Source organism: Rhodomicrobium vannielii ATCC 17100 (assembly GCF_000166055.1).
Taxonomy (GTDB): domain Bacteria; phylum Pseudomonadota; class Alphaproteobacteria; order Rhizobiales; family Rhodomicrobiaceae; genus Rhodomicrobium; species Rhodomicrobium vannielii.
This window is the reverse complement of record NC_014664.1, coordinates 743579-768944: the sequence shown is the minus strand read 5'-3', so window position 1 is coordinate 768944 and position 25366 is coordinate 743579. Positions and strand designations below refer to the sequence as shown.

The 25366-nt window shown below is 62.8% G+C and carries 25 protein-coding genes, 1 tRNA gene and 2 pseudogenes; 18 read left to right on the top strand and 10 right to left on the bottom strand.

From position 1 onward, the window contains the following. The first annotated feature begins 3 nt into the window (after positions 1-3). From RVAN_RS03420 to pqqE, 4 genes are all read left to right on the top strand, one after another. Entirely contained in the window at positions 4-717 is a 714-nt protein-coding gene (locus RVAN_RS03420) for an ATP12 family chaperone protein (protein WP_013418367.1), read from the top strand. A 161-nt stretch (positions 718-878) separates the two neighbouring features. Next, positions 879-1664, top strand: coding sequence for a pyrroloquinoline-quinone synthase PqqC (pqqC, locus tag RVAN_RS03415; protein WP_013418366.1), 786 nt, complete (start codon positions 879-881; stop codon positions 1662-1664). 50 nt (positions 1665-1714) lie between these two features. After that, positions 1715-1960 carry a pyrroloquinoline quinone biosynthesis peptide chaperone PqqD gene (gene pqqD / locus RVAN_RS03410; protein WP_245258028.1) on the top strand — a complete coding sequence of 82 codons (246 nt, stop codon included), beginning with the start codon at positions 1715-1717 and terminating at the stop codon, positions 1958-1960. After that, the gene (gene pqqE / locus RVAN_RS03405) at positions 1930-3057 is read left to right on the top strand and encodes a pyrroloquinoline quinone biosynthesis protein PqqE (protein ID WP_013418364.1); all 1128 of its coding nucleotides are present in this window, start codon (positions 1930-1932) and stop codon (positions 3055-3057) included. Before pqqD ends, pqqE begins: the two co-directional genes overlap by 31 nt. Positions 3058-3066: 9 nt before the next feature. Here pqqE and RVAN_RS03400 read toward each other — a convergent pair whose 3' ends face one another. The 4 genes from RVAN_RS03400 to RVAN_RS03385 form a co-directional block, all read right to left on the bottom strand. After that, positions 3067-3573, bottom strand: a complete 507-nt coding sequence (locus RVAN_RS03400) for a DUF3280 domain-containing protein (RefSeq protein WP_169309512.1) — start codon at positions 3571-3573, stop codon at positions 3067-3069. 167 nt (positions 3574-3740) lie between these two features. Continuing rightward, positions 3741-4847 carry an S-(hydroxymethyl)glutathione dehydrogenase/class III alcohol dehydrogenase gene (locus tag RVAN_RS03395; protein ID WP_013418362.1) on the bottom strand — a complete coding sequence of 369 codons (1107 nt, stop codon included), beginning with the start codon at positions 4845-4847 and terminating at the stop codon, positions 3741-3743. 194 nt (positions 4848-5041) lie between these two features. Next, positions 5042-5746 carry a phosphate signaling complex protein PhoU gene (gene phoU, locus RVAN_RS03390; RefSeq protein WP_013418361.1) on the bottom strand — a complete coding sequence of 235 codons (705 nt, stop codon included), beginning with the start codon at positions 5744-5746 and terminating at the stop codon, positions 5042-5044. 175 nt (positions 5747-5921) lie between these two features. Next, positions 5922-6194 carry a metal-sensitive transcriptional regulator gene (locus RVAN_RS03385; protein ID WP_013418360.1) on the bottom strand — a complete coding sequence of 91 codons (273 nt, stop codon included), beginning with the start codon at positions 6192-6194 and terminating at the stop codon, positions 5922-5924. Between the two features lie 265 nt (positions 6195-6459). Between RVAN_RS03385 and RVAN_RS03380 the strand changes: the two genes are divergently transcribed. After that, on the top strand, positions 6460-7206 hold the full coding sequence (locus tag RVAN_RS03380) for a YebC/PmpR family DNA-binding transcriptional regulator (protein WP_013418359.1): 747 nt from the start codon (positions 6460-6462) through the stop codon (positions 7204-7206). A 111-nt stretch (positions 7207-7317) separates the two neighbouring features. On the opposite strand, the gene RVAN_RS03375 is transcribed toward RVAN_RS03380, so the two are convergent. Beyond that, positions 7318-7800 (bottom strand): hypothetical protein, encoded by a 483-nt coding sequence (locus RVAN_RS03375; protein WP_155942336.1) that lies wholly within the window; start codon positions 7798-7800, stop codon positions 7318-7320. A 167-nt stretch (positions 7801-7967) separates the two neighbouring features. On the opposite strand from RVAN_RS03375, the gene ppa reads away from it, so the two are divergent. The 6 genes from ppa to RVAN_RS03345 all read left to right on the top strand — a co-directional run bounded on the left by ppa (position 7968) and on the right by RVAN_RS03345 (position 13110). Beyond that, on the top strand, positions 7968-8501 hold the full coding sequence (gene ppa / locus RVAN_RS03370; protein WP_013418357.1) for an inorganic diphosphatase: 534 nt from the start codon (positions 7968-7970) through the stop codon (positions 8499-8501). Positions 8502-8798: 297 nt separating this feature from the next. Beyond that, positions 8799-9257, top strand: a complete 459-nt coding sequence (locus RVAN_RS03365; RefSeq protein WP_013418356.1) for a hypothetical protein — start codon at positions 8799-8801, stop codon at positions 9255-9257. A 328-nt stretch (positions 9258-9585) separates the two neighbouring features. Next, positions 9586-10383 carry a 4-hydroxy-tetrahydrodipicolinate reductase gene (dapB, locus tag RVAN_RS03360; protein ID WP_013418355.1) on the top strand — a complete coding sequence of 266 codons (798 nt, stop codon included), beginning with the start codon at positions 9586-9588 and terminating at the stop codon, positions 10381-10383. A gap of 36 nt (positions 10384-10419) precedes the next feature. Then, positions 10420-11040 carry a 2,3-bisphosphoglycerate-dependent phosphoglycerate mutase gene (locus tag RVAN_RS03355; RefSeq protein ID WP_013418354.1) on the top strand — a complete coding sequence of 207 codons (621 nt, stop codon included), beginning with the start codon at positions 10420-10422 and terminating at the stop codon, positions 11038-11040. A gap of 300 nt (positions 11041-11340) precedes the next feature. After that, entirely contained in the window at positions 11341-12099 is a 759-nt protein-coding gene (nth, locus tag RVAN_RS03350; RefSeq protein WP_013418353.1) for an endonuclease III, read from the top strand. Positions 12100-12117: 18 nt separating this feature from the next. Beyond that, positions 12118-13110, top strand: coding sequence for an adenosine kinase (locus RVAN_RS03345; protein WP_013418352.1), 993 nt, complete (start codon positions 12118-12120; stop codon positions 13108-13110). A 52-nt stretch (positions 13111-13162) separates the two neighbouring features. Here the strand turns inward: RVAN_RS03345 and RVAN_RS03340 are convergent, their stop codons facing one another. Next, positions 13163-14905, bottom strand: coding sequence for a Crp/Fnr family transcriptional regulator (locus RVAN_RS03340; RefSeq protein WP_013418351.1), 1743 nt, complete (start codon positions 14903-14905; stop codon positions 13163-13165). A 278-nt stretch (positions 14906-15183) separates the two neighbouring features. Between RVAN_RS03340 and RVAN_RS03335 the strand changes: the two genes are divergently transcribed. The 7 genes and pseudogenes from RVAN_RS03335 to RVAN_RS03305 all read left to right on the top strand — a co-directional run. Continuing rightward, positions 15184-15798, top strand: coding sequence for a peptidoglycan recognition protein family protein (locus tag RVAN_RS03335; protein WP_013418350.1), 615 nt, complete (start codon positions 15184-15186; stop codon positions 15796-15798). A gap of 198 nt (positions 15799-15996) precedes the next feature. Next, positions 15997-16305: a 50S ribosomal protein L28 gene (gene rpmB, locus RVAN_RS03330; protein ID WP_013418349.1), complete on the top strand. Its 309-nt coding sequence runs from the start codon at positions 15997-15999 to the stop codon at positions 16303-16305. 816 nt (positions 16306-17121) lie between these two features. After that, a complete protein-coding gene (locus tag RVAN_RS03325; RefSeq protein ID WP_013418348.1) occupies positions 17122-17559 on the top strand; it encodes a phasin family protein in 438 nt (145 codons plus the stop codon). Between the two features lie 188 nt (positions 17560-17747). Continuing rightward, a complete protein-coding gene (locus RVAN_RS03320) occupies positions 17748-17996 on the top strand; it encodes a hypothetical protein (RefSeq protein WP_013418347.1) in 249 nt (82 codons plus the stop codon). A 763-nt stretch (positions 17997-18759) separates the two neighbouring features. Then, positions 18760-18836 (top strand) — tRNA-Pro (locus RVAN_RS03315). 389 nt (positions 18837-19225) lie between these two features. Then, a pseudogene (gene istA, locus RVAN_RS03310) lies at positions 19226-20745 on the top strand (IS21 family transposase). After that, positions 20742-21155 (top strand): annotated as a pseudogene (locus RVAN_RS03305) (ATP-binding protein); the annotation flags it as partial. The pseudogenes istA and RVAN_RS03305, both read left to right, overlap by 4 nt. Positions 21156-21217: 62 nt before the next feature. On the opposite strand, the gene truA reads toward RVAN_RS03305, so the two are convergent. The 4 genes from truA to RVAN_RS03285 form a co-directional block, all read right to left on the bottom strand. Beyond that, positions 21218-21955 (bottom strand): tRNA pseudouridine(38-40) synthase TruA, encoded by a 738-nt coding sequence (gene truA / locus RVAN_RS03300; protein ID WP_013418345.1) that lies wholly within the window; start codon positions 21953-21955, stop codon positions 21218-21220. A 230-nt stretch (positions 21956-22185) separates the two neighbouring features. Then, complete coding sequence (locus RVAN_RS03295) at positions 22186-22980, bottom strand: ribonuclease T2 (RefSeq protein WP_245258027.1); 795 nt, start codon at positions 22978-22980, stop codon at positions 22186-22188. A 166-nt stretch (positions 22981-23146) separates the two neighbouring features. After that, a complete protein-coding gene (locus RVAN_RS03290; protein WP_013418343.1) occupies positions 23147-24691 on the bottom strand; it encodes a helicase HerA-like domain-containing protein in 1545 nt (514 codons plus the stop codon). A 267-nt stretch (positions 24692-24958) separates the two neighbouring features. Beyond that, positions 24959-25300 (bottom strand): hypothetical protein, encoded by a 342-nt coding sequence (locus tag RVAN_RS03285; RefSeq protein ID WP_013418342.1) that lies wholly within the window; start codon positions 25298-25300, stop codon positions 24959-24961. Between the last annotated feature and the right edge of the window lie 66 nt (positions 25301-25366).

Sequence of the window (25366 nt, the reverse complement as noted above, 5' to 3'; positions counted from 1 at the left end):
ACGATGACCGCATCCGAACAGAAGACCCTCAAACGCTTCTACAAAGACGCCACCGTCGCCGAGCACGACGGCGCGTTCCAGATCCACCTCGACGGGCGCACCATAAAGACGCCCGCCGGCCGCGCGCTCGCCGTGCCGACTCGGGGCCTCGCCGACGCCATCGCCGGGGAATGGAACGAGCAAGGCGAGACCATCGCGCCGCACAGCCTGTTCTTCACGCGGCTTGCGAACAGCGCCGCCGACGCAGTCGCGCCGCGCGAAGCCGAGGTCGTGGACGAAATCGTGTCCTTCGCGGCGAGCGACCTTCTGTGCTATCGCGCGCCTTTTCCCGCCGCGCTCGCCACCCGGCAGGCGGAGGCCTGGAACCCGGTGCTCGCCTTCATCCGCGAGAAATATGGCGCGACGTTCGAGGTGGCCGAGGGTGTCGGCCATGTCGCGCAGCCGCCCGCGTCGCTCGAAGCCATTCGCAACGCCGTCGCCGCCTACGGGCCGTTCCGGCTCGCCGCGCTGCACATGATGACGACGCTCACCGGCTCGGCGCTGCTCGCGATCGCGCATGTGGATGGATTCCTCGATCTGGCGGCGACGTGGGCAGCGGCGCATGTCGATGAGGCGTGGCAGGCGGCGCAATGGGGCCAGGATTTTGACGCCGCCGAGCGTCTGAAGCGCCGCTCCGACGATTTCGACAAGGCGTCGCGCTTCTTCGCGCTCGCGTAAGCGGCGCACCAAAATCCACCGCACCACAAAGCCTTAGGACGCGGCAATGGCACCAAGTCGGCCCGGCGGGTTTATGCCAACCGAGCGCCGCTGCGCGGGCAGCGGCGGAGGCGGACTCGCGGAGGTCTGAACGTGGCACTTACCGGCATGGCATCCGAACCATGAGCGCGGCGGAACCGAATGCGGCAAGCGCGACCGCGCCCGATCTTGACACGACGGTTCCCGCAGCCGGGTTATCGCCGGACGGCCTCGAAGCACTGCTCCGCGAAATCGGCGCGCGCCGCTATCACAATCTGCACCCGTTTCACAAGCTGCTGCATGGCGGCAAGCTCTCGAAGCCGCAGGTGCAGGCGTGGGCATTGAACCGCTATTATTACCAGGCGACGATCCCGCGAAAGGATGCGGCGCTAATTTCGAAGATGGCCGACCGCGCCATGCGCCTCGAATGGCGGCAGCGCTATTTCGATCACGACGGCATCGGCGACGACGAGGGCGGCATCGTGCGCTGGCTTCGCCTGACGGACGCGCTGGGCCTGCCGCGCGGTTATGTCGAGTCCACGCGCGGCATCCTTCCGGGCACGCGCTTCGCCTGCGACGCCTATCTGAATTTCGCGCGCGAGAAGACGCTACTCGAAGGCATCGCGTCCTCGCTCACCGAACTCTTTGCGCCCGGCATCCACTCGGAGCGCATCTCCGGCATGCTCGCTAATTACGATTTCATCGACGAGGCGATGATGGGCTATTTCACCCGACGACTCGGTCAGGCCCCGCGCGACGTAGAATTCGCGCTGACTTATGTGAGGGCGCACGCGCGCACGGCGGATGCGCAGCAGGCGGTTGTGGACGCGCTTCTGTTCAAGACGCAGGTGCTCTGGGCGCAACTCGATGCGCTGCATCTCGCCTATGTCGAGCCGGGGCTGATCGCGCCCGGAGCTTTCCGTCCATGACGAGCTTGGCGCGAACGCGGCCTCTCGTATCGGCGCGCAGCGCGCCAATAATGCCGAGGCATGTGCGCCTGCATTTCGATCCGGTGCGCGGGCGACACGCTGTGCTCGCGCCGGAGCGGGTCTACTGGCCGGACGACATCGCCGTCGACATCCTGAAGCTCTGCGACGGCGAGCGAACCATTGCCGCCATGTCTGCGACGCTCGCCGCCGAGTACGCCGCACCCGTCGAGACCATTGAAGCCGATGTGCTGGAGTTCATACAGGGATGGATGGATTTGCGCCTGCTGACGCTGTGACGTCCAACGCCGCCGCGCGCGCCGGGCCGCCGCTCGGCCTGCTCGCGGAGTTGACGCATCGCTGCCCGCTGCAATGCCCCTATTGCTCGAACCCGCTGACCCTCCTCAAGGCGGCGGATGAACTCGACACGCGCGGTTGGCGCTCCGCGTTCGAGCAGGCGGCGGACCTCGGCGTGCTTCAGGTGCACCTGTCGGGCGGCGAGCCAACACTTCGGGCGGACCTCGATGACTTCGTGGCGGCGCTCTCGGCGCGCGGCGTCTACACGAACCTCATCACGGCGGGCGTGACGCAGACCCGCGAACGCGTGGCGCGGCTTGCCGATTGCGGTCTCGATCATGTGCAACTCAGCCTTCAGGCGCTCGACGCCGAGATGTCCGACCGCATCGGCAATTACACGGGAAGCCTCGCGCGGAAGCTTGATGTGGCGCGATGGGTGCGCGAGGCGGGTCTTCCGCTGACGCTCAACGCGCCGACGCACCGCCACAATATCGGGCAGGCGGCCGCGTTGATCGAGCTTGCGCTTGAACTCGACGCGGACCGACTCGAAATCGCGCATGTGCAATATTACGGCTGGGCGGCGAAGAACCGCGCGGCGCTGGTGCCGGATTATGACGCCGTCCTCGAAGAAGCCGCCATCGTCGGCGAAGCGCGCGAGCGGCTGAAGGGCTTGCTCAACATCGACTACGTAACGCCCGACACCTACGCGCAATTCCCGAAGCCGTGCATGGGCGGCTGGGCGAAGGACGTCATCACCATCACGCCTTCCGGCAAGGTTCTGCCGTGCCACGCCGCCGAGATCCTTCCCCTGCCCTTCGACACGGTGAGGGACAAGCCGCTCGCTGAAATCTGGTATGACGGCGCGGCGTTCAATCGCTTTCGTGGCGATGAATGGATGAAGGAGCCGTGCCGCTCCTGCCCGCGCAAGGCGGTCGATTTCGGTGGGTGCCGGTGTCAGGCGTTCGCGCTCACGGGCGACGCTGAAGCCACGGACCCAGCGTGCAGCCTCTCGCCTCATCACGGGCTGATGGCCGGGTTTGCCGAGGCGAGCGCCGCCGCCCCGCCACCCTTCGTTTACCGGCGGATCGGGCGCACTTAACCGCAAACTTCAGTTGTCTTCGAGATTCAGGGGAAGAACGCAGGTCGCGGCGAGTTCATCGACCGCCCCTTTCCAGGCGTCGTCCGTGTCCTCGCGTATATCGACACTCTTGCTTGCAAGAAGCTTCCCGGTCTCCACGTCGCGGACGAAAACAGCCATGGCGCGCGGGACATCCTGTACTTTCTGCACCGATCCGGTGATGGAAATCACGGCATCGACCTTACGGGCAAGCGCGCCGTCGCACCCGTTGCACGCGCTGAGGTTGAAGGCACGCGCAGACGGCTCCACCGGCGTCAGGTCCGCCATTTCGAACTTGCCGGAGCGGACAAGGGCTTCGCGCAACCGGGCGGCCGCCGCCTTGAGCCGCTGCGCCTCTTCGGGACGGCTGCCAAGGCTCGCGGTGTCGGAATTCGCGTCGATCATTTCAAAATCGAAGACCGCAACGCGTTCCGCCGCCGAAAGGCCACCGACGCCGAGGCAAAGAAACAAGACGAGTGCTGTCGAAAATATACGCATAGGTCGAATATGAACGCCGGGCTTGGGCGCGGCAACGGCGCTCCGTATCTGCATCGGCCTATGGTTACCGGCGTGAGCGTAGCGCAAAAGCAATAAGACAGAGCATTTCCATAAGTCCGCTTCAAAAAGAAACGCTTTGGTGCTGTGGCGCATAGGTTTGATGCACATCAGTACACGACGACCGAACGGATGCTCTGGCCCTTGTGCATGAGATCGAAGGCGTCGTTGATCTTCTCCAGCGGCATCCTGTGCGTAATCATCGGGTCGATCTCGATCTTCTTTTCCATGTACCAGTCGACGATCTTCGGCACGTCGGTGCGGCCGCGCGCGCCACCGAACGCCGAGCCCTTCCACACGCGGCCCGTGACGAGCTGGAACGGCCGCGTCGAGATTTCCTTGCCCGCTTCCGCCACGCCGATGACGATGCTCGTGCCCCAGCCGCGATGACAGCATTCGAGCGCCTGCCTCATCACGGTGGTGTTGCCGGTACAGTCGAAGCTGTAGTCCGCGCCGCCGCCTGTGAGGTTCACGAGATGGGCCACGATGTCGCCCACGTCCTTCGGGTTGACGAAGTGCGTCATGCCGAAGCGGCGGCCCCATTCCTCTTTCGACGGGTTGATGTCCACGCCGACGATCTTGTCAGCGCCCACCATCCGCAGGCCCTGAATCACGTTCAGGCCGATGCCGCCGAGGCCGAACACCACGCAATTCGCGCCGGGCTCGACCTTCGCGGAGAAGATCACCGAGCCGACGCCCGTGGTCACGCCGCAGCCGATGTAGCAGGACGTATCGAAGGGCGCGTCCTCGCGGATCTTCGCCACAGCGATCTCGGGCAACACGGTGAAGTTCGAAAACGTCGAGCAGCCCATATAGTGGAAGATCGTCTGTCCCTTGTAGGAGAAGCGGCTCGTGCCGTCCGGCATCAGGCCCTTGCCTTGAGTCGCGCGGATGTGCGTGCAGAGGTTCGTCTTGCGGCTTAGGCAGGATTTGCACTGGCGGCACTCTGGTGTGTAAAGCGGGATGACGTGGTCGCCGGGCTTCACGCTCGTCACCCCCGCGCCGACCTCTCGCACGATGCCAGCACCCTCGTGGCCGAGGATCGACGGGAAAATGCCCTCGCTGTCAAAACCGTCGAGTGTATAGGCGTCGGTGTGGCAGATGCCCGTCGCCATGATCTCGACGAGCACCTCGCCCGCCTTCGGCCCTTCGAGGTCCACTTCAACGATTTCGAGCGGCTTCTTCGGCTCGAATGCGACGGCGGCGCGCGTTTTCAATCCCGTATCCTCCCTTTGCGTTTTCCGCATATGTGACAAGAGAGTTTACGCCGCGCGCTGCCGCTTTCAACAAGGCCGGCTCGACACTTCCACGGCTCTCACGTCGGATTGAAGCTCGCGCGCCGGGGCCTAAGGGCAGCCGCCCGCATCCAAGGACGATCCCGAGCGGCTGAAGCGCGTCGCGCGTGTCCCGATCAGCCTTCCGACGGGACGGGCGCAATATCCGCACGCGGCCGGTTCTCGACGAGCGGCTCGCCCGTGATGATGTAGGCCGCGATTTCCGCGATGTTCGTGCAGTGATCGCCGATTCGCTCGATGTTCTTCGCGCAGAACAGGAGATGTGCCGAGAAGGTGATCGTGCGCGGGTCTTCCATCATGTAGGTAAGCAACTCGCGGAACAGCGCATTATACTGGCGGTCGATTTCCTCGTCGCGGTTCCAGACGAGCAGCGCCTGATCGAGATTGCGCTGCGAATATGCGTCGAGCACCGTCTTGAGCTGAAGGGCCGCCAGATCGCCGATAGCGGTGAGGCTCTTCGTCATGGGCGAGAGCCACGCCTTTTCATCGAACTGCGCGAGGCGCTTCGCCGTGCTTTTCGCGAGGTCGCCGATGCGTTCGAGGTCGCTCGCGATGCGAAGCGCGCCCAGCACAACGCGAAGGTCCACCGCGACCGGCTGGCGGCGCGCGATGAGCTGAACCGTCATTTCCTCGACTTCGCGCTGCACCGCGTCGATCACCTGATCGCCGGCAATAACCTTGATCGCCTTTTCCGGATCGGCCTCGGTGACGGCGGAGAGCACGAGCCGCAATTGCTGCTCGGCGAGACCACCCATGCGGGCGATGGCGTTTTCGAGAGCCTTGAGCTCCTGATCGTAGGCGGTGACGGTGTGGGCAGTCATTTCCCTATTCCTTCTTGAAGGCCGGCTCGGCTGCGAAAATGCATTGGATATTCGGACCAGGAACGGGAAGAGCGCCATGCGCCAAAACCCCCTTTTTGGATGAAGCCGAGTCCGCTCGCGTCATTATCGCCTTTCTTTAAGACAGAAACGTAACAGCAATTTAACGCTGCAAGTATCAGCGCAGACGACGGTTCAGCACCTCCATCAGTTCGGCTACCTTGCTGCGCTGTTCCTCAGCGTTGCCGCTCTGAATCGCATGCTCGACGCAATGGCTGACGTGGTTCTCCAGGATTTCGCTTTCCACCTTGCGAAGGGCGGCCTGCACCGCAGCGATCTGGGTAATGATGTCGATGCAATAGCGTTCATCGGCAACCATGCGCGCGATGCCGCGCACTTGACCTTCGATGCGCGCCAGTCGTCGCAGCCTCTTGTCCTTGCCGTCCTGCATCGGAAATTTGTACCATCACGGGGTATGACAGACAACGAATCGCTCGGGCGCCAAGCGCATGACCGCGCATGTTGATGCGGGCGATGTCGTTGACGGCTGCCCGCTTTGCGCTCATCCTGATCGAACGCGAGCCGCCGCAAAACGCATGGCGTTGCCAATCGCGGTTTCGGCTGCAAAGGCGTGACGCAAATCTTGTGCTCGCGCGCGAAAATTGCGACAACGCATCCAATCAGCGGACAAATCGAGACGAACACAAAGGCTACCCATGTCAGGGCATTCGCAATTCAAGAACATCATGTATCGCAAGGGCGCTCAGGATTCGAAGCGCTCGAAGATGTTTTCCAAGTTCGCGCGCGAAATCACTGCCGCCGCAAAGATCGGGTTGCCCGACCCCGCAATGAACCCGCGTCTTCGCACAGCCATCCTTGCGGCCCGCGCGCAGAACATGCCGAAAGACAACATCGAGCGCGCGATCAAGAAGAGCCAGGAAGCGGGCGGCGCGGATTACATCGAAGTGCGCTATGAAGGTTTTGCGCCCGGCGGCGTCGGCATCATCGTGGAAGCGCTCACCGACAACCGCAACCGCACGGCGGGCGAGGTGCGCTCGCTGTTCACGAAGTACGGCGGAAACCTTGGCGAAACGGGCGCGGTGTCGTTCAGCTTCGACCGCGTGGGCGAGATCGAATATCCGCTTTCTGCCGGAAGCGCGGAAGAGATGCTGGAAGCCGCCATCGAGGCGGGCGCCGACGATTGCGAGTCCGACGCCGAGGCGCACTGGCTGACGACCACCATCGACGCGTTCAGCGAGGTTCAGGCTGAGCTTGAAAAGAAGTTCGGCCCGGCGAAATCGGCCGCTATCGGATGGCGCCCGCAAAACACCGTCGAGGTGGACGAGGAAAAGGGCGAGAAGCTTCTGAAGCTCATCGATTCGCTGGAAGATTCCGACGACGTGCAGAAGGTCTACGCGAACTTCGAGATGAGCGACAAGGTCATGGAGAAGCTCAGCGCGTAAGATGCGGTCGGGCGGCGGCGTTCCCGCGCGAAAGCCGGGGCGCGGCTTGCGGGAAACGGCGCCTGTTTCCGCTTTTCTTCGCCGAGCGTTATTGCCCCGCTGCCTTGCGGCTCAAGACCCCGCGAAGATGTATTCGTCCACCTTCTTGCAGTCTTCCGGCGTCAGCACCACGATTGCCGGAATTTCGATCCGCTTGAAAACAGCCTCGATCTTCGACGCGCCCCAGCCGTTGTTGTTGGTCGTCTTGTCGAAGATCGGCTTCACATCCTTAACGATGCAAGTGCCGCGCGTATAGGACGCGGTCAGGCCCACAGTGCGCTTGGCCGAGCCGTGAAGCCCGGGGATCGTACCTTCGAGCCAGCCGGTCGTCGAAAGCGCGTATGTCTTGGGATCGGTTTCGGTGGCGAAAAAGCTCTCCACCTCGAACTCGCAGGAGAAGGCGCGGCAGTATATGCCCGTCTTGATGTCCTCGATCTTCTCCTTGAATATGGTCTTGACGAAAGCTCTGATTTCTCGCGGTTCACCGCCAAGCACCGGAGCGGCCATACCAAGCGTTATCGCAAGGGCATAAGCAAATAAACGAGGCGTGGGCATCGGGAAAACCTGCTCGCGTTGCATGAAAACTATTCCCCCCACTGTCTTTTGCTTCTAAAGAAGTAACCCTAGTGCGCAAGGCTTATCTGCGCCGTATCGCCGCAAAAAGATGGAAAATCGGCTCCGACTGCGCTACGACACGCTCAAATTATCACAAGGGCAAACGAATGCGCATTGACTCCATCCCGATCGGCAACAACCCGCCTTTCGATATCAACGTGCTCGTCGAGGTTCCCATTGGCGGCGAACCGATCAAGTACGAACTCGACAAGCCGTCGGGAACGCTGTTCGTCGACCGCATGCTGTACACCGCGATGCACTATCCGGGCAATTACGGCTTTGTGCCGCACACGCTGTCGGAAGACGGCGATCCGCTCGACGTGCTCATCGCGAATAACCGGCCGATCGTGCCGGGCGCGATCTGCAACTGCCGCCCGATCGGCGTTCTTTTCATGCGCGACGAAGCAGGCGGCGACGAAAAGATCATCGCGGTGCCTTCGGACAAGATTTCGCCGACCTATCGCGGCATCAGAGATTACACCGACCTGCCGGACATGCTTCGCAACCGCATCGCCCATTTCTATGAGCACTACAAGGATCTCGAACTTGGCAAGTGGGTGAAGATCGACCGTTGGGGCGGCGAAGCGGAAGCGCGCGACCTCATTCTGAAGGCGATCGAGGACGGCCGGAAAAAGGGCTGATCCCCGGACGCTCATGGCTGTATTTGGGGGCGTTGGTACAATTGCCGCGCCCCCGTCAAAATTCCGACATCGGATCTTGCACGGATCGGTGCCGGGTTACACCTGATCTTCCATTGGGGGCGGCCTTGCCAGTGTGGGCGAGGCTTTCCGGTTTTGCCGGAACTTGCCTTCGCCTGTGCATCGGGCCAGCAGGGGCCATTCCGATGCAGACACGAATTCCGGCGCCGTGACGGCCGCGAGGGTGGCATTGCACGACGCGGTTAGCTTTCACGCAATAGACTCAAGGAAGGGATAATCATGTCATTTGAAGACGATCGGCGGCGTCGCGCAAGCACGAACCCCGAGGAATGGTTCAGCATTCTTCTGGCTCTGTTCGCCACAATCGGCGGCGCATTTTTCATCGGTTCCTATCCAGCCTATACGCCGGGCGAGACCGGCGGCGTGGCTTGGGCCGTGCCTGTCTGGATCGGTTTTTTCTACCTCATCATCCAGATGATGTTCCTGCTCTTTTCCGCGAGCCAGATCCGCGCGCTTGGCGTGCTCGATTCGGTGCTCGCCATCGCACCGGTCGTCGCGGGTCTCGTGATCCTCGTGCAGATCATCATCAGCCCGACATTCAAGGAACAGATTTCGGCCTATCAGCTGAATTCGCTGGCCGTGTTGATCGTGGCGGGCGCGTCGGAATTCCTGCTGACGATCTGGATCCGGTTCGTTCTCAACCGTCGCACCGTCTCCTTCGGCGGCGGCGAGATGTAAGCGAAAGCTTCCCTCCGATTTCACAAGGGGCGCGCGCCGCAAGGCCGCGCCCTTTTTCATATTTGACATTCGAGCTGGAACGCGCGGCGCCCGTGACTCCACTCGTGCTCTGGCTCATACGTTTGGTCCACGTTGCTGCACGCTTTCCAGCAAACGTATGCGCCACAAGAGCACTAGTGACCGATCGATTCCAGTGCGGTTTCGAATTTTACATTTGATGATGGTGTCACCGGCGGGCGTGAATCAGATGTAAAATTCACCGCGCTAGGACTCGTAATCCCCTTTGCCTTATGATATGCGCCGAAACAAAACAGGCGAGGTACAGGCCATGCGCTTGGCAATCATGGGCGCTGCCGGACGAATGGGGCGCGCGCTGATCCGCACCATTCACGAAACACCGAATTGCGATGTCTCAGGCGCAGTCGAGCGCGCGGGCTCGCCCTTTATCGGCAAGGATGCGGGCGAAATCGCCGGTGTCGGCCCGCTCGGCGTCGAGATCACGAGCGACGCCATTTCGCTGTTCACCCATGTCGACGGCGTGCTCGATTTCACCACCCCCGCCGCGAGCGTTGAAACCGCTGGCCTCGCCGCGCAGGCGCGCATCGTGCACGTCATCGGCACGACGGGCTTTTCCCCCGATGACGAGGCGAAGATCGAGGCTGCCGCCCGCCACGCCACAATCATCAAGTCGGGCAATATGAGTCTCGGCGTGAACCTGCTCGCGGCGCTGGTTGAGAAAGCCGCCGCCGCCCTCGACGAGCGATTCGACATCGAAATCATCGAGATGCACCACAAGCACAAGGTTGACGCGCCGTCCGGCACCGCGCTGCTTCTGGGCGAAGCGGCCGCCGATGGCCGTCACATCCAGCTTGCCGACCACAAGATTACCGCGCGCGAAGGCCATACGGGCGAGCGTCCGCTCGGCGCGATCGGCTTCGCGGCGCTGCGCGGCGGCTCCGTCGTCGGCGATCACAGCGTGATCTTCGCAGGCACCGGCGAGCGCATCGAGTTGTCGCACCGCGCCGAAGACCGGCAGATTTTCGCGCGGGGCGCTGTCGCTGCCGCGCTCTGGGGTCAAGGCAAAGGCCCCGGTCTTTTCTCAATGCGCAACGTCTTGGGGCTCTGACGCCCCGCTTTTTCGCGAAACTCGAAGGATACAGCAATGAACAACGTGCTCGTGCTCGTTCGCCACGGCGAGAGCGAATGGAACAAGCTCAACCTCTTCACCGGCTGGCGCGACCCCGACCTCACCGAGAAGGGCATCGACGAAGCGCGCCAGGCGGGTGAACTCCTGAAGAAGGACGGCTATGCCTTCGACATCGCTTTCACGAGCGCGCTCACACGCGCGCAGCACACGCTGTCGCTCATCCTCGATGAACTCGGCCAGCGCACCATTCCGGTCGTGGAGAATCAGGCGCTGAACGAGCGCGACTATGGCGACCTCGCTGGCCTCAACAAGGATGACGCGCGCGCGAAATGGGGCGAGGAGCAGGTGCATATCTGGCGGCGCTCTTACGACATCCCACCCCCCGGCGGCGAAAGCCTGAAGGACACGGCCGCGCGCGTGCTGCCCTATTACGAGGCGGAAATATTGCCGCAGGTAAAAGCGGGCCGGAATGTGATCGTCGCCGCCCACGGCAATTCGCTGCGCGCGCTTATCATGAAACTCGACGGGCTTTCGACCGAGGAAATCCTGAAACTCAACCTCGCAACGGGCGAACCTTATGTCTATCGCCTGAACCCGGATGGGTCCGCGGCGTCGAAGAAGACGCTGACCGCGTAGCCTCGCCTTTCGCGAATCCGAATTGAGCAACGCCCCGATTCGGATTCGGCGCGGCGTTTCGCCTCGCGCTCCCGCTAAGCGCCGGTGGCGTGTCGATTATGGCGAAAACCGGGCGCAAGCGCGGCCCGCCACGCTCAAGAAGGCCTTGCTTACGCCTTTCGTACGACAAAGCTCTTGCGCCCGCGCTCGCGATGAGGCAGCAAAGACACGCGGAAGCGAAAACTCCGGCTTTGCTTTCCGCAGCTGATACCCGCCGCCGGAGTGTGACCAGAGCATTGTAACCCGGTTCACCGGCCCGACATGGAAAAGCCCTGTGTTGCGGGAGGCCGAAAGGCGAAGGCCAGGCTGACCCCCGCGACGAAAGAGAAACGGACGGGCGACACCTCTTCCCTTCTTTCAGCGGAGGAGATCGGTGAGCTGTTTTCCCGGTTCGCGGCCGCCATGCCGGACCCGCGCACCGAACTCGACTATGTGAACCCGTTCACGCTCCTTGTCGCGGTGGTGCTCTCGGCACAGGCGACAGATGCGGGCGTCAACAAGGCCACAAAGGCGCTGTTCGCCAAGGCGGACACGCCGGAAAAGATGCTGGCGCTCGGGGAAGACAAGGTCCGCGACGCTATCAAGACCATCGGGCTTTTCAACACGAAGGCCAGAAACGTCGTGGCGCTTTCGAAGGCGCTCGTCGAAACCTGGGGCGGCGTGGTGCCGAAAGACCGCGACGCGCTCGAAAGCCTGCCGGGTGTCGGGCGCAAGTCGGCGAATGTCGTGCTGAATGTCGCCTTCGGCGAGCCGACCATCGCCGTCGACACACACATCTTCCGCGTCGCGAACCGCACCGGGCTCGCGCCGGGGAAAACGCCGCTCGCGGTGGAGTTGGGCCTCGAACGCGTCGTTCCCGCCCGCTTCGCGCTGAACGCGCATCACTGGCTCATCCTGCATGGGCGCTACGTCTGCAAGGCGCGAAAACCGGAATGCTGGCGATGTCTCATCGCCGATCTGTGCCGGTTCGAGCCGAAAACCCCATCCACGGCGCCAAGCGGCGGCGCTAGCGTCAACTGAAACGGAACACGAAAAACCATGACGAAATCGCTTCACGTGCTCGGGATCGGCCATGCGCTGGTCGATATCATCGCCTCCTGCGAGGAAAGCCTCCTCGAAGAGTTTTCGCTGGTGAAGGGCACGATGCGGCTTACCTCGCCGGAAGAAGCGACCGCGCTTTACAGCTGCATGGGACCGGCAGTCGAGGCGAGCGGCGGCTCGGCGGCAAACACCTGCGCGGGCATCGCGTCGCTCGGCGGCAAGGCCGGCTTTGCGGGCAAGGTCGGTCAGGACCAGTTCGCGGACGCCTTCGCGCACGACATCAAGGCGACAGGCGTCAGCTTCTTCGGCGCGAAGGACGGCAGCGGCACGCCGACCGGACGCTGCCTCATTCTCGTCACGCCCGATGGCGAGCGCACCATGAATACCAATCTCGGCGCGGCGGCGGAATATTCCGAGGCCAATCTCGATGCGGACGCCATCGCTGCGGCGGAGATCGTCTATCTCGAAGGCTATTTATTCGATCCCATCCCCGCGCGGCAGGCGTTTTTTGCGGCGGGCGAAATCGCGCATGCGCGCGGCACGAAGCTCGCCTTCACGCTGTCCGATCCGTTCTGCGTGGACCGTCACCGCGAAGGCTTCCGCAAATTCATCCGTGAGAGCGTCGATATCGTCTTCGCGAACGAGAAGGAACTGTTGGCTCTTTATCCGGGCGCGTCGTTCGACGAAGCCTGCGCGGCCATCCGTTCGGAATGCGCGCTTGCCGCCATCACCCGCAGCGAGAAGGGGTCCGTCATCCTCGAAGGCGAGACCACAGTCGCCGTCCCCGCGGTGAAGATCGAAAAGCTCGTGGACGCCACCGGCGCGGGCGACCTCTACGCGGCGGGCTTCCTGTTCGGCCTCTCCACGGGCCGCGACCTTGAAACCTGCGCGAGGATCGGCAGCCTGTGCGCCTCGGAGGTGATCACGCAAGTCGGGCCGCGTCCACAACGCCCGCTGGCCGCCCTTGCCCAATCGCACGGCCTCATCTGATCGAAGCGCGTCCTTCTGGGTTTTGCAACCGTCCCACTTTCCCGGAATTGCTCTATGGGACGCGCGTCTTCTCGATCTCGGCCGACATCCAGTCGAACGCCGCATCCCTGAGCCGCGCCCATTCGCCCCAATCCATGGGGCTTATGCCCTCGGCAACGGGGACGGCGTAAGCGACGGGCGCGCCATCGACCGGACGGCGGCGGCGGGACTGATACGCGCCGAGCACGCTTTCGATACGCAGGCGCTTGTCGATCGGCCCCGGCGACTGAAACGGCGCCAGCCTGAACTGGGAGCCGCCCACAGCCTGCCTGTACGACATCGGCGAAGCGCCAAGGCCGGGCACGGCCGGATGCAGGAACACGGGCGGCGCGGGGGAAAGCCGCTCCGCCGCTTCGAGAAGCGCTTCGGTCTCGCACTCGCCGCTGACGAGGATCGCACCATCCTCCGGTATGAGCGGCGGGAGCAGGCCCGGCGGCAGGATACCGGCTCGGATGGCGGCATGCAGCCCGCCGCCGCAATGGACGGCGGGCGCATCTTTCGACAGCGAGAGCGAAAGCGCCGCGAACGGTCGCGATGCAAGCGCGATGTCGAGCCCCGCCAGCGCCGAGCCAAGCACCGCGTCAACAGCCAAGGCCTCGTATAGTCCAGCCTCGGCACGGCCAGCGCGTTTCCACAGCAGCGGGTTCGCAAGCTCGCGAAAAAGGTCTTCGGCGTCGGCCAGTGTCACACCGCAGGCGAGCATCCCCGCGGGCAGAACGGCGCTTCCGGCAGCGGCGAGTGCCGTTGCGGGCGCGCCGCTCGCCTCGAAAGCCTGAAGCGCACCGAGGATCGCCGCCGCGTAGACGCCTGAGCTTGTCGCTACGACGGTACTACCGCGCCCGAGAAGCGCACTGGCAAGCTGCCCCGTCGCGCGCGGAACCGAGAAATCGATGAAGAGCGAGGTTCGATAGGGTCGGAGCGGCAACCACTCCGCCGCCTTCCTCACCTCGATGCCGTCGCTGGCGATGACGAGGCTGCACCGCTCCGGCCCGCGCCGCTCGATGGCATGCCGTTCGAGGTCGGATAGCTCCGTCGCGCGGCCCTGCGCCAGAAACACGATCTCATCGGCCTCGCAGACAGCGTCCGCCGCGAAGGCTTGGTCGGAGCCATCGGCGATTACTACCGTGACGTCGAATTTCAGTTCCTGCTCCTGAAGCCAATGCGCCATCGCTGGATCGTCGAAGGCAAGCGCCCCCGGAAGGCTGCCCCCGAACGTTTCTTGCCGGAGCACGCGGACCTCGGCCGTCTCTTCCAGCGCCAGCAGCAGCGCTTCGAGCGCGGGTTTGTCGAGGCGCGCATTCGCGCCCGCCGGGCACACGAGCAGGCGCGACGACGCCTTCAGGCGATTGGCTGCTGCGGCATGACCGTCGAACGCGCGCGAGAGGCACGAGCCGATGAGCGAAGGCGTCGCCGCGTAGGCCGCCACGAGGTCATCCCAGGCGAGGGAGAGCAGCACGGTTTCGCGCAGCGCCTCATGGGTCGAGGAAGCCGGACCTCGGCCGAAGAACGCTTGTGCCTCGACCGCGTCGCCCTGCCCGGTCTCATGCGCAGCGGCTCCGCCCTCCCGCGCCTTCAGTCGCCCCGAAGCGACGATGGCCAGATCGTCCACGGGTTCCCCTGCCAGCGCAACGGTCTCGCCCGGCCCGACAACGCGCAGCGACGTGCAGGCATAGACGCGCTCAAGCTCCGCCACGCTCAGCCCCGCGAAGGCCGGCACGCCCTGCAAAAGCCGGAGTGTTCGCGACGCCTGTTCCATGCCCTCCCCTTATCGCTCTTTGCTTGCAGTGTATGCGATTTTCCACAAAGCGCACCGGGTTGAGCGCGCCTGCGAAACGCGCGAAACGTGAATGCCATGCGCCGAGCCGACACCCGCTTACTTTTTCCTTGGCGAAAGCCTTTGGTAGCCTTCCACCCGCATGCCGATACTGTTAAGACGATGGATAATGAAGACAATGCGCGCCGGACCGGCAGACCGGCCGCCCCTCCGTGGATGTACTTTTGGGCACCAGACCTCGCCATAACCGGCTCCGGTTGATGCGCGCGCTTATTTTTTGCGCGGCTGTGCTCGCTTTTTCTCTCGCACCCCCCGGCAATCAAGCCTTTGCCGACAATCCGGTGCCGGATATCGTTCCCCGCGCGGCGTGGGGCGCGCAGTCGCCGAATTATGCGCTGATGCACGACCAGAAGCCGACCGAGATCATCATACATCACACGGCGAATCGCCAGCAAAGAAGGGTCAGCCTCGAAGCCAAGATGAGGGGCCTGCAAGAGTTCGCATTCAAGCCCGGCCGTGTAGGCTTCCTGGCGAAAACGACCTGGGGCGACGTCCCCTATCACTATTACATCGACGTTTCGGGCCGCATCGGCGAAGGCCGCGACCTGTCCTTCGCCGGCGACAGCGTGACCGCCCTCGACAATGAGGATCGCATCCAGGTCGCGGTCGAGGGCGATTTCGAGCGCGAGCAGCCGTCACAGGCCGAGGCCGAATCGTTGACCCGCCTCGTCACGTGGCTCGCCGCATCATACGGCATTCCCGCGAGCGCGATTTCCGGGCACGGCGATTTCGACCAGACGAACTGCCCGGGGAAAAATCTCAAGCCGATTCTCGAAGAAATCCGCGAAGCCGTGCGCGCAATACAGGCACGGTAGCGACGGCGCGACGGTTCCTTCAACGGGCGAGACCATGGGACGATGCAATGGGGCCGAGCCGGTGGACAGGCCATTTCATCCGGGTACGGGTGGGGAGTACCGCGCAAAGGAGGCTTGACCCGCGTTGCCTCAGGCGTTACATGAACCAAAGATAGGCGAGCACGCCATTACTTCCAATTCCAATATCTAGGTCCGATCATGTCGCGCCAGTGCGAACTCACAGGCAAGGGTGGCCTCGTCGGTCATCTCGTTAGCCACTCCAATATCAAGACGAAGCGGCGCTACCTGCCGAACCTTTGCAATGTCACGCTGATCAGCGATTCGCTCGGTCGCGGTGTGCGTCTGCGCATCAGCGCGAATGCCCTGCGCTCGGTCGAGCATCGCGGCGGCCTCGACGCTTTCCTGCTCAAGGCTCGCGACGAAGAACTTTCGCTGAAGGCTCGCCGCCTGAAGAAGGAAGTCTCGAAGGCGCGCGCCGCTGCTGCTACGGCCGAAACTGCCGCCTAAAACGCCGCAGTCGCCACCTGCCAATCCGCGCTCGAATGAAACCGTTGGAGCGCGGATGACACGGTCGCAGCAGCTGTTTGGTGCTTTGATCTGCGATTCGCGTCCGCCTGCGTAAAATGCGCGAAGGCTAGCCCTTAGCCTTACGTAGGCCTTGCCGCTCTTGTGGACACACAACGAAGATCCCGTGCTTCACCCAAAGGTCGGCACGCGTTTATCTCTCGCCGCCTTTTCGTATACCCCTCTTGCACGTAGCGCCCATTCGCGCCTCCCGCGGCGGAAGCACAGCCCGCGCACACGATCGAGTCGCCTCACTGGCCAGATCGTCCCGCCGAGCTTGCTCCCGGCATGCCTCCTCGTGTGCGAACTGCCAATTGCCCTGCTCGCAGGTACAGCGCGCCACCGCGCGAGGCAAGCGCCGCCATTCCCACACAGTCCGACGCAAAACCGTTGCCTCGTATCGAAGCCTGCCGAAGCCGCAAATGATTCGAGCCGACGCCGCGAACGGCTTTGGGCGAATCACCACGCGATACTGCAAATGAACCGAAGTTTTTGCAGGCTGCAGCGGCCATAATGACCCCCGTCGTTCCCTGGTTGCACGGCCGCGAGCGCCATAATGTCGGGTTCGAACCTCCGCCGGATGGAGCGTCCGAAACGCGACACGGAAAATCGAACGGCCGCCGTAAAAGAGAACGCCGCGAGCGCTTGCTAAATTGACGCATATCTTCAATATCAGGATACTAACCGTGTCTGCGCCATAGCGGAATACGGCAATTCACCCGTTTCGACTTCGCCGCGCAAATCAAAGGAAGACTGAACATGACCAATACACCCAATTTCGGCGAACTTCCCGATTCCGTACGCAGCATCCTCAAGACGAGCATCGAGCAGGCGCAGAAGGCTTTCGATACGTTCGCAGCGTCGAGCGAAAAGCTTCTCCAGGGCGTGGACACGTCTTCCGTTCCCGCCGCCGATGGCCTGAAGCAGCTTAACGAAAAGATCGCGGCCTTCACGCGTCAAAATGCAGATGCGAATTTCAGCCTCGCGCTCAAGCTGACCGATGCGAAGCATCTCAGCGAGATCGTGGAACTGCAAAACGCTCACCTGCGCGACCAGATGGAAACCTTCAGCCACCAGTTGGAAGAGCTTCGCGAGATCACCGTCAAGACGGTAAAGGAAGGCTCCCGCGCGGCTACGCAAACCGTACAGAACGCCGCCAATTCGGTTCCGTCGAACCCCTTCTACAGCGGAAACTGATTTCGTTAGAATGCGGAAGCCGCTCAATTTTTTCGATGCGGCTTCCCGCCCCCCGGTTTACGGAGGCCACCGCCGAAATGAGTCTTTGGTTAACGCATTGACGTGGAATCGGCACATTCTTTGCTTACTTTTGCGTGTAGCCGGACCTCGGGCTGGCCGGCACATGTACTCGTAAAGGGGAAGCAGACATGAAAAAGGATCAATCGAAGCGCGAACCGGCGGTTGTTCGGGCTTGGGCTGAGGACGCTGACAAGAAGATCACCATCCAGATCGAGGATCGCGATGGAGAAGCGCTCGCTTTCATTCAGCTTTCACCGGAAAAGGCCTCCGAGTTCTCCGATTGCCTTGCCATCTACGCGGCCAAGCTGAAAATGGCGGCTCGCGAGAAGAACACAGCGCGGCTCGCATCGATGGCACGACCCACGCTGCTCTGCTAGCGCTTGGGCCTCGCGCTCTCCCGTCCTGCCACAAACCGCCGATGTTGACCGGTCATCCGATACCCCGGCTCAGAAAGCCTCCTTTCATTCAGGTTAGCGCTTGAATGGAACGAGGCCGACCGCGGTCTGTGGAAATCTCGATAGTTTTGTAGGTCGGATGACTGGCTCGCGGTTAGGAGACGAGGCCGCTAAGATGATTGCCCGCGAAGTGGATACCGGTTGGCTGTGAGAACGCGGCACATCGATCCTTTGCTATTTAAAGATACACGCAGTGACACTGATGACTCTGGAGCGCTTTGCTTTTTTGGGCGAAAAACAAAAGTGGCGCGGCGCTTCACGCTTGTGAATCGATAATACTATCGCAAGACGGCGTTGAACTTGTGAGCGTCCTCTTGCCGTCGGATAACGGTTGGGCCGAAAGCCGAGCTGTAGACAGCATCTTCTTCAAACTCCCGAAGAAGCGGGCTCGCCGAACAGGCTGTTTCAGATCAAATCCGGCTCAAGCGTTTCCTGCCTTTCCAAAGCCCTTGGCGGTTTCTGTCTGCACATGCGGCGGGCGGTCCGGGCGCCGCCCTGATTGCAAGAAATGCGCGGGAGTTCACGACAAAAAGACGGAATAAAGCGCGCAACCCCACGGCTTCCAACAAATTGAAAGAAGCGCCTTTTCAGCGCTTGCGATACGGCAGCGAGGCGGGTATATACGGCAAACGCGGTCGGGAGAACCGACGCTGTATCCTTCGCATCGGCAGCGGTGCGATAAAGTCGGAGTGTAGCGCAGCCTGGTAGCGCACCTCGTTCGGGACGAGGGGGTCGAGTGTTCGAATCACTCCACTCCGACCATTCTTTCAAACGCTCATTTGCATCACCCTCTTTGCTTGCCTTTCGGCTTGCGGTGGGATCACGCGTTGTCACGTCCTTTGAGACACGAAAGAGGCAAGCTTCGCGACTCTGCTGATGGATTGTCAGGCGGCTCGGCAAACTGCCCTGTAGAGTCCTTCCGACTGAGATTGAAACATAACCGGCGTGGCCTCGCGGTGCCAGGATGCGGCGCGACAAACAAGATGAGAGGGCAGCGTCAATCAGGATGAGAATGGCGGGGTTAACTGACGGAAGGAGGGCGCAGCCCGACTGACGGCGGTTATCCGCGGCGGCGTTTTTTCGAACCCGTCTGGCGGTCGAGCGGGACGGCGTCAAGCTACTGATTCGTCTCAATTTCGAGGGATCATCGCTTGCCCGGCCTCCACATCACCGACCATCAGATGAGGCTGTCTATGAGTTTCTGACAGACCCACGACACCGCTGTTGCCGCCGCCAAGGCCAGCTTCAGCACCGCGACGGGCTACCGGATCGATAACGATCCGCGTCTGCCCTCGCAGAAAAAGGCGCCGCGCGGACGCCGCCGGCCCGATCCGCTCGCCGAGATTTGGGACGCCGAGGTCGTTCCGATCCTGAAAGCGGCGCCGGGGATCCGGTCGATCGCCGTGTTCGACGAGATCCGGCGGCGGCTTTCGGGCCTAAATCCCAATATCCGGCGCACGCTGGAACGACGGATGCGAACCTGGCGCGCCGTCGAAGGGCCAGAGCAGGATGTCATCTTCCGCCAGGAACATGAGCCCGGCCGTCTTGGCCTTTCGGACTTCACGGACACGAGCGAGCTTTGCATTACGATTGCGGGCGTCGCGCTCGATCACCGGCTCTATCACTTCCGGCTCGTCTTCTCGGGCTTCGAGCATGCCGAGGTTGTACTCGGCGGCGAGAGCTTCGTGGCGCTGGCCGAGGGTTTGCAGAATGCGCTCTGGGCGCTCGGCGGCGTGCCCGGCGAACCTCGCAGCGACAGCCTGTCGGCGGCGTACCGCAATCTGGACAAGGCAGCAAAGGACGACCTGACCCAGCGTTACGAGGGCCTCATGCGTCACTAAGGGATGGCGCCGACGCGCAACAATCGCGGCATCGCGCATGAGAACGGGTCCATTGAGAGCGCCCATGGCCATCTGAAGAGGGCGCTAAAGGACGCGCTTCTGCTCCGCGCCAGCAGCGACTTCGAAGACCTCGACAGCTACCGCGCCTTCGTCGACGAGATCGTCGGCCGACGCAATGCCCATAACCGAAAGCGCATCGAACTGGAGCGGGCGGCGCTCACCCCGCTGCCGACGCGGCGCACCGCCGATTATGAGGAGAAGATCGTCACGGTCACGTCGAGCGGCGGCTTCGTCCTGCGCCGGGTGTTCTACACCGCGCCGTCGCGGCTGATCGGTCATCGCCTGCGCGTTCGGATCTACGACGCTTTCTCGGCTCGACGCTTGTGATGACACTCAAACGCGGGCAGCCGGTCTCGGACAAGAAGGGCGGGCACGTGGTCGATTACCGCCATGTCATTCACGCGCTCCGCAAGAAGCCGATGGCGCTCAATAATCTTGCCTATCGCGACCAGCTGTTCCCGCATGCGGCTTATCGAAAAGCCTTCGAGGCGTTGCGCGCCGGCGGCGGCGAAAAGCGAGCGTGCAAGGTGACGGTCGAACTGCTGGCGCTGGCGCACGATCGCGGCTGCGAGGCTGAACTCGCCCAGGCTATCGACGTCGCGCTTCATTCCGGCCAGACGCTGGAGATTGCCAGATTGCGCGAACGCTTCGGAGCGCCCCAGGCCTCGGCGCCCGTTGTCGAAGTGAACCTCGCGCCGCTTCATGCTTACGACGAGCTTGCCGCCGTTCACCCTGTCGGGCCGGCCTTCAGCCTGGAGGCAGCAGCATGACAACCGCGACAATCGACGCCGCTCGCCTCGAGCTTTTGCTGACCGAACTCCGCCTGCCGGGCATCAAGCCGATATGGGCCAGGCTTGCCGAGCAATCCGACAAGGAGGGCTGGCCGGCGGCCCGCTTCCTGGCAGCCCTTGCCGAGCACGAACTCGCCGACCGGGGCCGCCGGCGCTTCGAACGCCATATGGCCGAGGCGCGTCTGCCGGCAGGAAAGACGCTTGCCGCCTTCGACTTCGAAACCGTGCCGATGGTCTCAAAGGCCCAGGTGATGGCGCTGGCCTCTGGCGACGCATGGCTCGGCAAAGGCGCCAACATCTTGTTGTTCGGCCCTCCGGGCGTTGGCAAAAGCCATCTGGCGGCCGCGCTCGGTCTCGCCCTCGTCGAAAACGGCTGGCGGGTGCTCTTCGAGACCCACGCCCTATGGCGACCACGCGCAGATCGAAATGGCCGAGAATCGCCTTGTCGCATTCAATAATCCACAGTCATGAAATACAGGCCGCAGGCGGGTGCGACCGAACCGCATGCCCGACGATCGCGCGCCTCAAGCGCCTCACGCATCCTTTCCGGTTGCCACTTCCCTTCGCCCACAAGCTTGAGGCTGCCCGCCATCGAGCGCACTTGATTGTGAAGGAATGATCGCGCGCTCGTGGCGATGAACACGCTTTCGCCTTCGCTCCGGACGGTGAGCGTGTCGAGAGTGCGCAGCGGCGATTTCGCCTGGCATTGCGAGGCGCGGAAGGTTGTGAAGTCGTGATGGCCGAGGAGATGGCGCGCGCCTTCCTGCATGGCTTCGGCATCGAGCGGGACGCCGATATGCCACGCGCGATCCCGGTCCAGCGCGAGGGGCGAGCGGCGGGTGACGATGCGATAGAGATAATGCCGCGCCTTGGCTGAAAAGCGGGCGTCGAAGGTCTCGTCCACCTCTTCGCATGCGAGAATAACCATCGGAGCCGGGCGAAGGTGAAAATTCAGCGCATTACGAACAGTTTCGGGCGGCCAACGGCGTTCAAGGTCGACATGCGCCACCTGCCCGCGCGCATGCACACCAGCATCCGTTCGTCCCGCCCCGCGCGGGATGGCACGTACGCCAGTGAAACGCTCGATAGCGCGCGCGAGATGGTCTTGCACGGAACGGCCGTTCGCCTGCATCTGCCAGCCCGAAAACGGCGTCCCGTCATATTCGATTGTAATCTTGTAGCGCGGCATGCTCAGGGCTTAGGCTGGTTCGTGGGAGAAGAGAGAAAGCTGGCGATTGCTCTCACCCGAATCCCGGCGCATTGCAACCAGCCACTCTCCCGGTCAGCGGAAAAAACTCTCGGTGATGGTGACAGAAAGCTGCGGAGCAAGCGGTGATCGGAGAGTTCACCGAGGTTCGACGGGCTTGCCGCTGCAGGCCCGTACGTGAACCGAAGCCCCCCGGGCGCTTCCTTCTGGGCCTACAACCGGTCGCCGCGCTGCGTGGGCCCACCCTGCGGACCCTGCCCACCCCCGCGAACCGGCGGCATGGTCACGGTGTCGTAATTGCAGAGTCTGCGGCTTTCCGCACAGGGACGCGGCTGCAAATCCTTGCTCATGCAGACGCGAACTTCCTGCAACCTGTTACGCGAACAGACGATCTGCACCATGTCGGGCGTCAGGTTGCGGTTCACGTCCAGGAATGCGCGTCGCACCTCCTCCGGCCCCACGCGCAGCGGCTTGGTCAAATCCTGAAATTCGTCGGGAATGCGGATGCTGTTGTAAGCCTTGCGAGCGGCGGCAAAATATCCGCGCGGGTCCATCCCCGAACATGTGCCGTGCTTCTTGTATTCGTGGATGACGAGTTGACGGCTCGGCATGATATCGAGCATGCGGTCGATAAGTTCATTCGGAACCCATGGGCGGTAATCCGTCCGGCACGACTCCGGCCAGCCGCGCCGCTCGTATTGCGGCCACAAGCCGTGGAGCACGAAGGCATAGGGCCGCGAGCCGTTACACTGCTCATCGGAGCCACTGCTGCGGCCGTTGCGCCGGTCGTTGAAAAAGCGGTATCCGCCACCGGTCTCATCTTCGTCGAATCGAGACGACCGGCCGCGTTCATTGCCGCCGTCCTCACGCCCCGCGCAGTAGGTCGGCGACCAGTTCAGCGTCAGCACATAATAATCGAAGTCACCCGGCCGCGCGCTGCGGTCGCCCTGCGCATGCACGCCACCGATCGCCGCCAGCGCAGCCGCGCCCATCGCGATACAAGCCAATCGCAAGGAACTTCTGATCCCCGTAACCATCACCACGCCACCCGAAAAATCACAGAACGAAGCAGGAACGTAACCACTTCGGCGGCAAAGTCAAGCTGCCGAAGCGCGCATCCGAGAAAACTGGTGATTGTCGCCACGATCCCAAATGAGAAATTGGTAAGCTGGGTTATTTCGGCCTCAGCACGCGCTCAAGGATACGCCCCGCCGCCGAGCCGAGCGAGCGCAGCAGCGACTTGCCGAACGCCTCGCCGTAGGTCTGGCGACTGTAGCCGCCGCCGCGCCCGCGCCCCTTCGGCTGCGGTTCAGGCTCGGGATCGTCCTCGCGCGGCAACGGTTCGTCCGGTGACCCGGGCTTCTTCGGGATGCGGAACTCGCCCGCCCATTCGTAGTCGTCGTCTTTGCGCGCCTGGCCCGCGCGCGCGTCGGTGCCACGGCGCATTCTGCCGTTCGCTGGCGCGACGCTTGTTTCTTCCTCGTCATATTTTCCGGCGATGGGGCTCGCCTCGATCACGGCCTTGCGCTCTTCCGGCGTGACCGGCCCGAGCCGCGACGACGGCGGGCGAATCAACGTCCGCTGCACGATGGACGGCTCGCCCTTGCCCTCAAGAAAGGAGACGAGCGCCTCGCCGGTGCCGAGTTCGAGGATCGCCTTTTCGGCGTTGAAAGCCGGGTTCGCGCGGAAGGTTTCGGCGGCGGCGCGCACGGCCTTCTGCTCGCGCGGGCTGAAGGCACGAAGCCCATGCTGCACGCGGTTGCCGAGCTGGCTTGACACGCGATCCGGCACGTCGAGCGGGTTTTGCGTGATGTAATAGACGCCGACGCCCTTCGAGCGAATGAGGCGTGTGACCTGCTCGATTCGCTCCAGCAGCGCCTTGGGCGCTTCGTTGAAGAGAAGATGTGCCTCGTCGAAGAAGAAGACGAGCTTCGGCTTGGCGATGTCGCCAACTTCGGGGAGCTTGTTGAAAAGCTCCGTCATCAGCCAGAGAAGGAACGTCGAGTAGAGCCGGGGTGTTGACATCAGCTTGTCGGCGGCGAGCACGCTGATGAAGCCGCGGCCGTCCGGTGCCTTCCGCATGAAATCTTCGATGTCGAGTTGCGGCTTGCCGAAGAAGAGCTCGGCCTTCTGTTCGTCGAGCACCAGAAGGCGGCGCTGGATCGCACCCACTGACGTCTTCGACACATTGCCGTATTGCTGCGAAAGCTCCTGCGCGCGCTCCGAGACAAGCGCGATAACGGAGCGCAGATCGCTGAGATCGTTGAGCGGGAGGCCCTCGTCGGAGGCGAGCCGGAACGCGATGGTCAGCACGCCTTCCTGCGTCTCGTTCAGTTCCATGAGCCGCGACAGCAGCATCGGCCCGAGCGAGCCGATGGAGGCGCGGATCGGCGTGCCCTGCTCGCCGAACAAGTCCCAGAAGATCGTCGGGAACGCCTCGAAAGTGTAGTTGTCGAGGTCGATTTCCTTCGCGCGCTTTTCCAGAAACGGCTTCGGCTCGCCTGCTGCCGCAATGCCGGAGAGGTCGCCCTTGATGTCGGCGGCGAAAACCGGGACGCCCGCGCGCGAAAACCCCTCCGCGAGGATCTGCAGCGTCACGGTCTTGCCGGTGCCGGTCGCGCCCGTGATGAGGCCGTGCCGGTTGGCGAATTTGAAATTGAGATATTCCGGCTTAACGCTTTTGCCGGCGAATATGCCGGTGTCGGTGTCTTCGCTCATGCCGTCTCCCGTGCGAGCCTGCCGAATCGATGCCTGAAACCTAAGCATCGGCAGCGCTTTTCGCTATGGGAAAGGCGTAAAGGCCAAGCAGGCACCGGTGCCAGAGGGCTCTGGGCATTGGGGGGGTCGGAGAAAGCGAACCGGCACCGGCTCCTGCTTGGAGGGGAAAGGTGCCCCCGTTGGGGGGCACGGTTGCGTTCGAACAATGGCGGTTTCGTGAAAATTGTAGCGAAGTTTGACAAAGCCGCCATGTGGGACGAACCGCGATCACTCCCAATCGTCGTAACGCGGAGCCCAGTAGCGATGGTATGAGCCGGGGCGATAGTGGCTGCGCGCGCGGCTGTGCCACGGGTCGTCGCCCGCGTAGGAACCCCAGCGGAAGTGGCTGCGCCAGCGCGACGGATATTCAGCGCGCGAGCCCCAGCGATGATGGCTGCGCCATGTGCTGTGCTCGCACTCGACATAATAATAATAGCTGCAGCCGACCTTCAGGAGCGGTTGCGAGGCTGTCGGAGCGGGCGCGGACTGAAGCGGGATGGAAGCGGCGGGGACGGGGTTGAAGGCTGCGGCGGAAAGACAAAGGCATGCGGCGGCAATAAGCGGTTTCATGGAACCTACCCGGAAAAGAACTCGTTAAAATCTTAACCAAATATGAAGATAACAAAAAACGGGCGG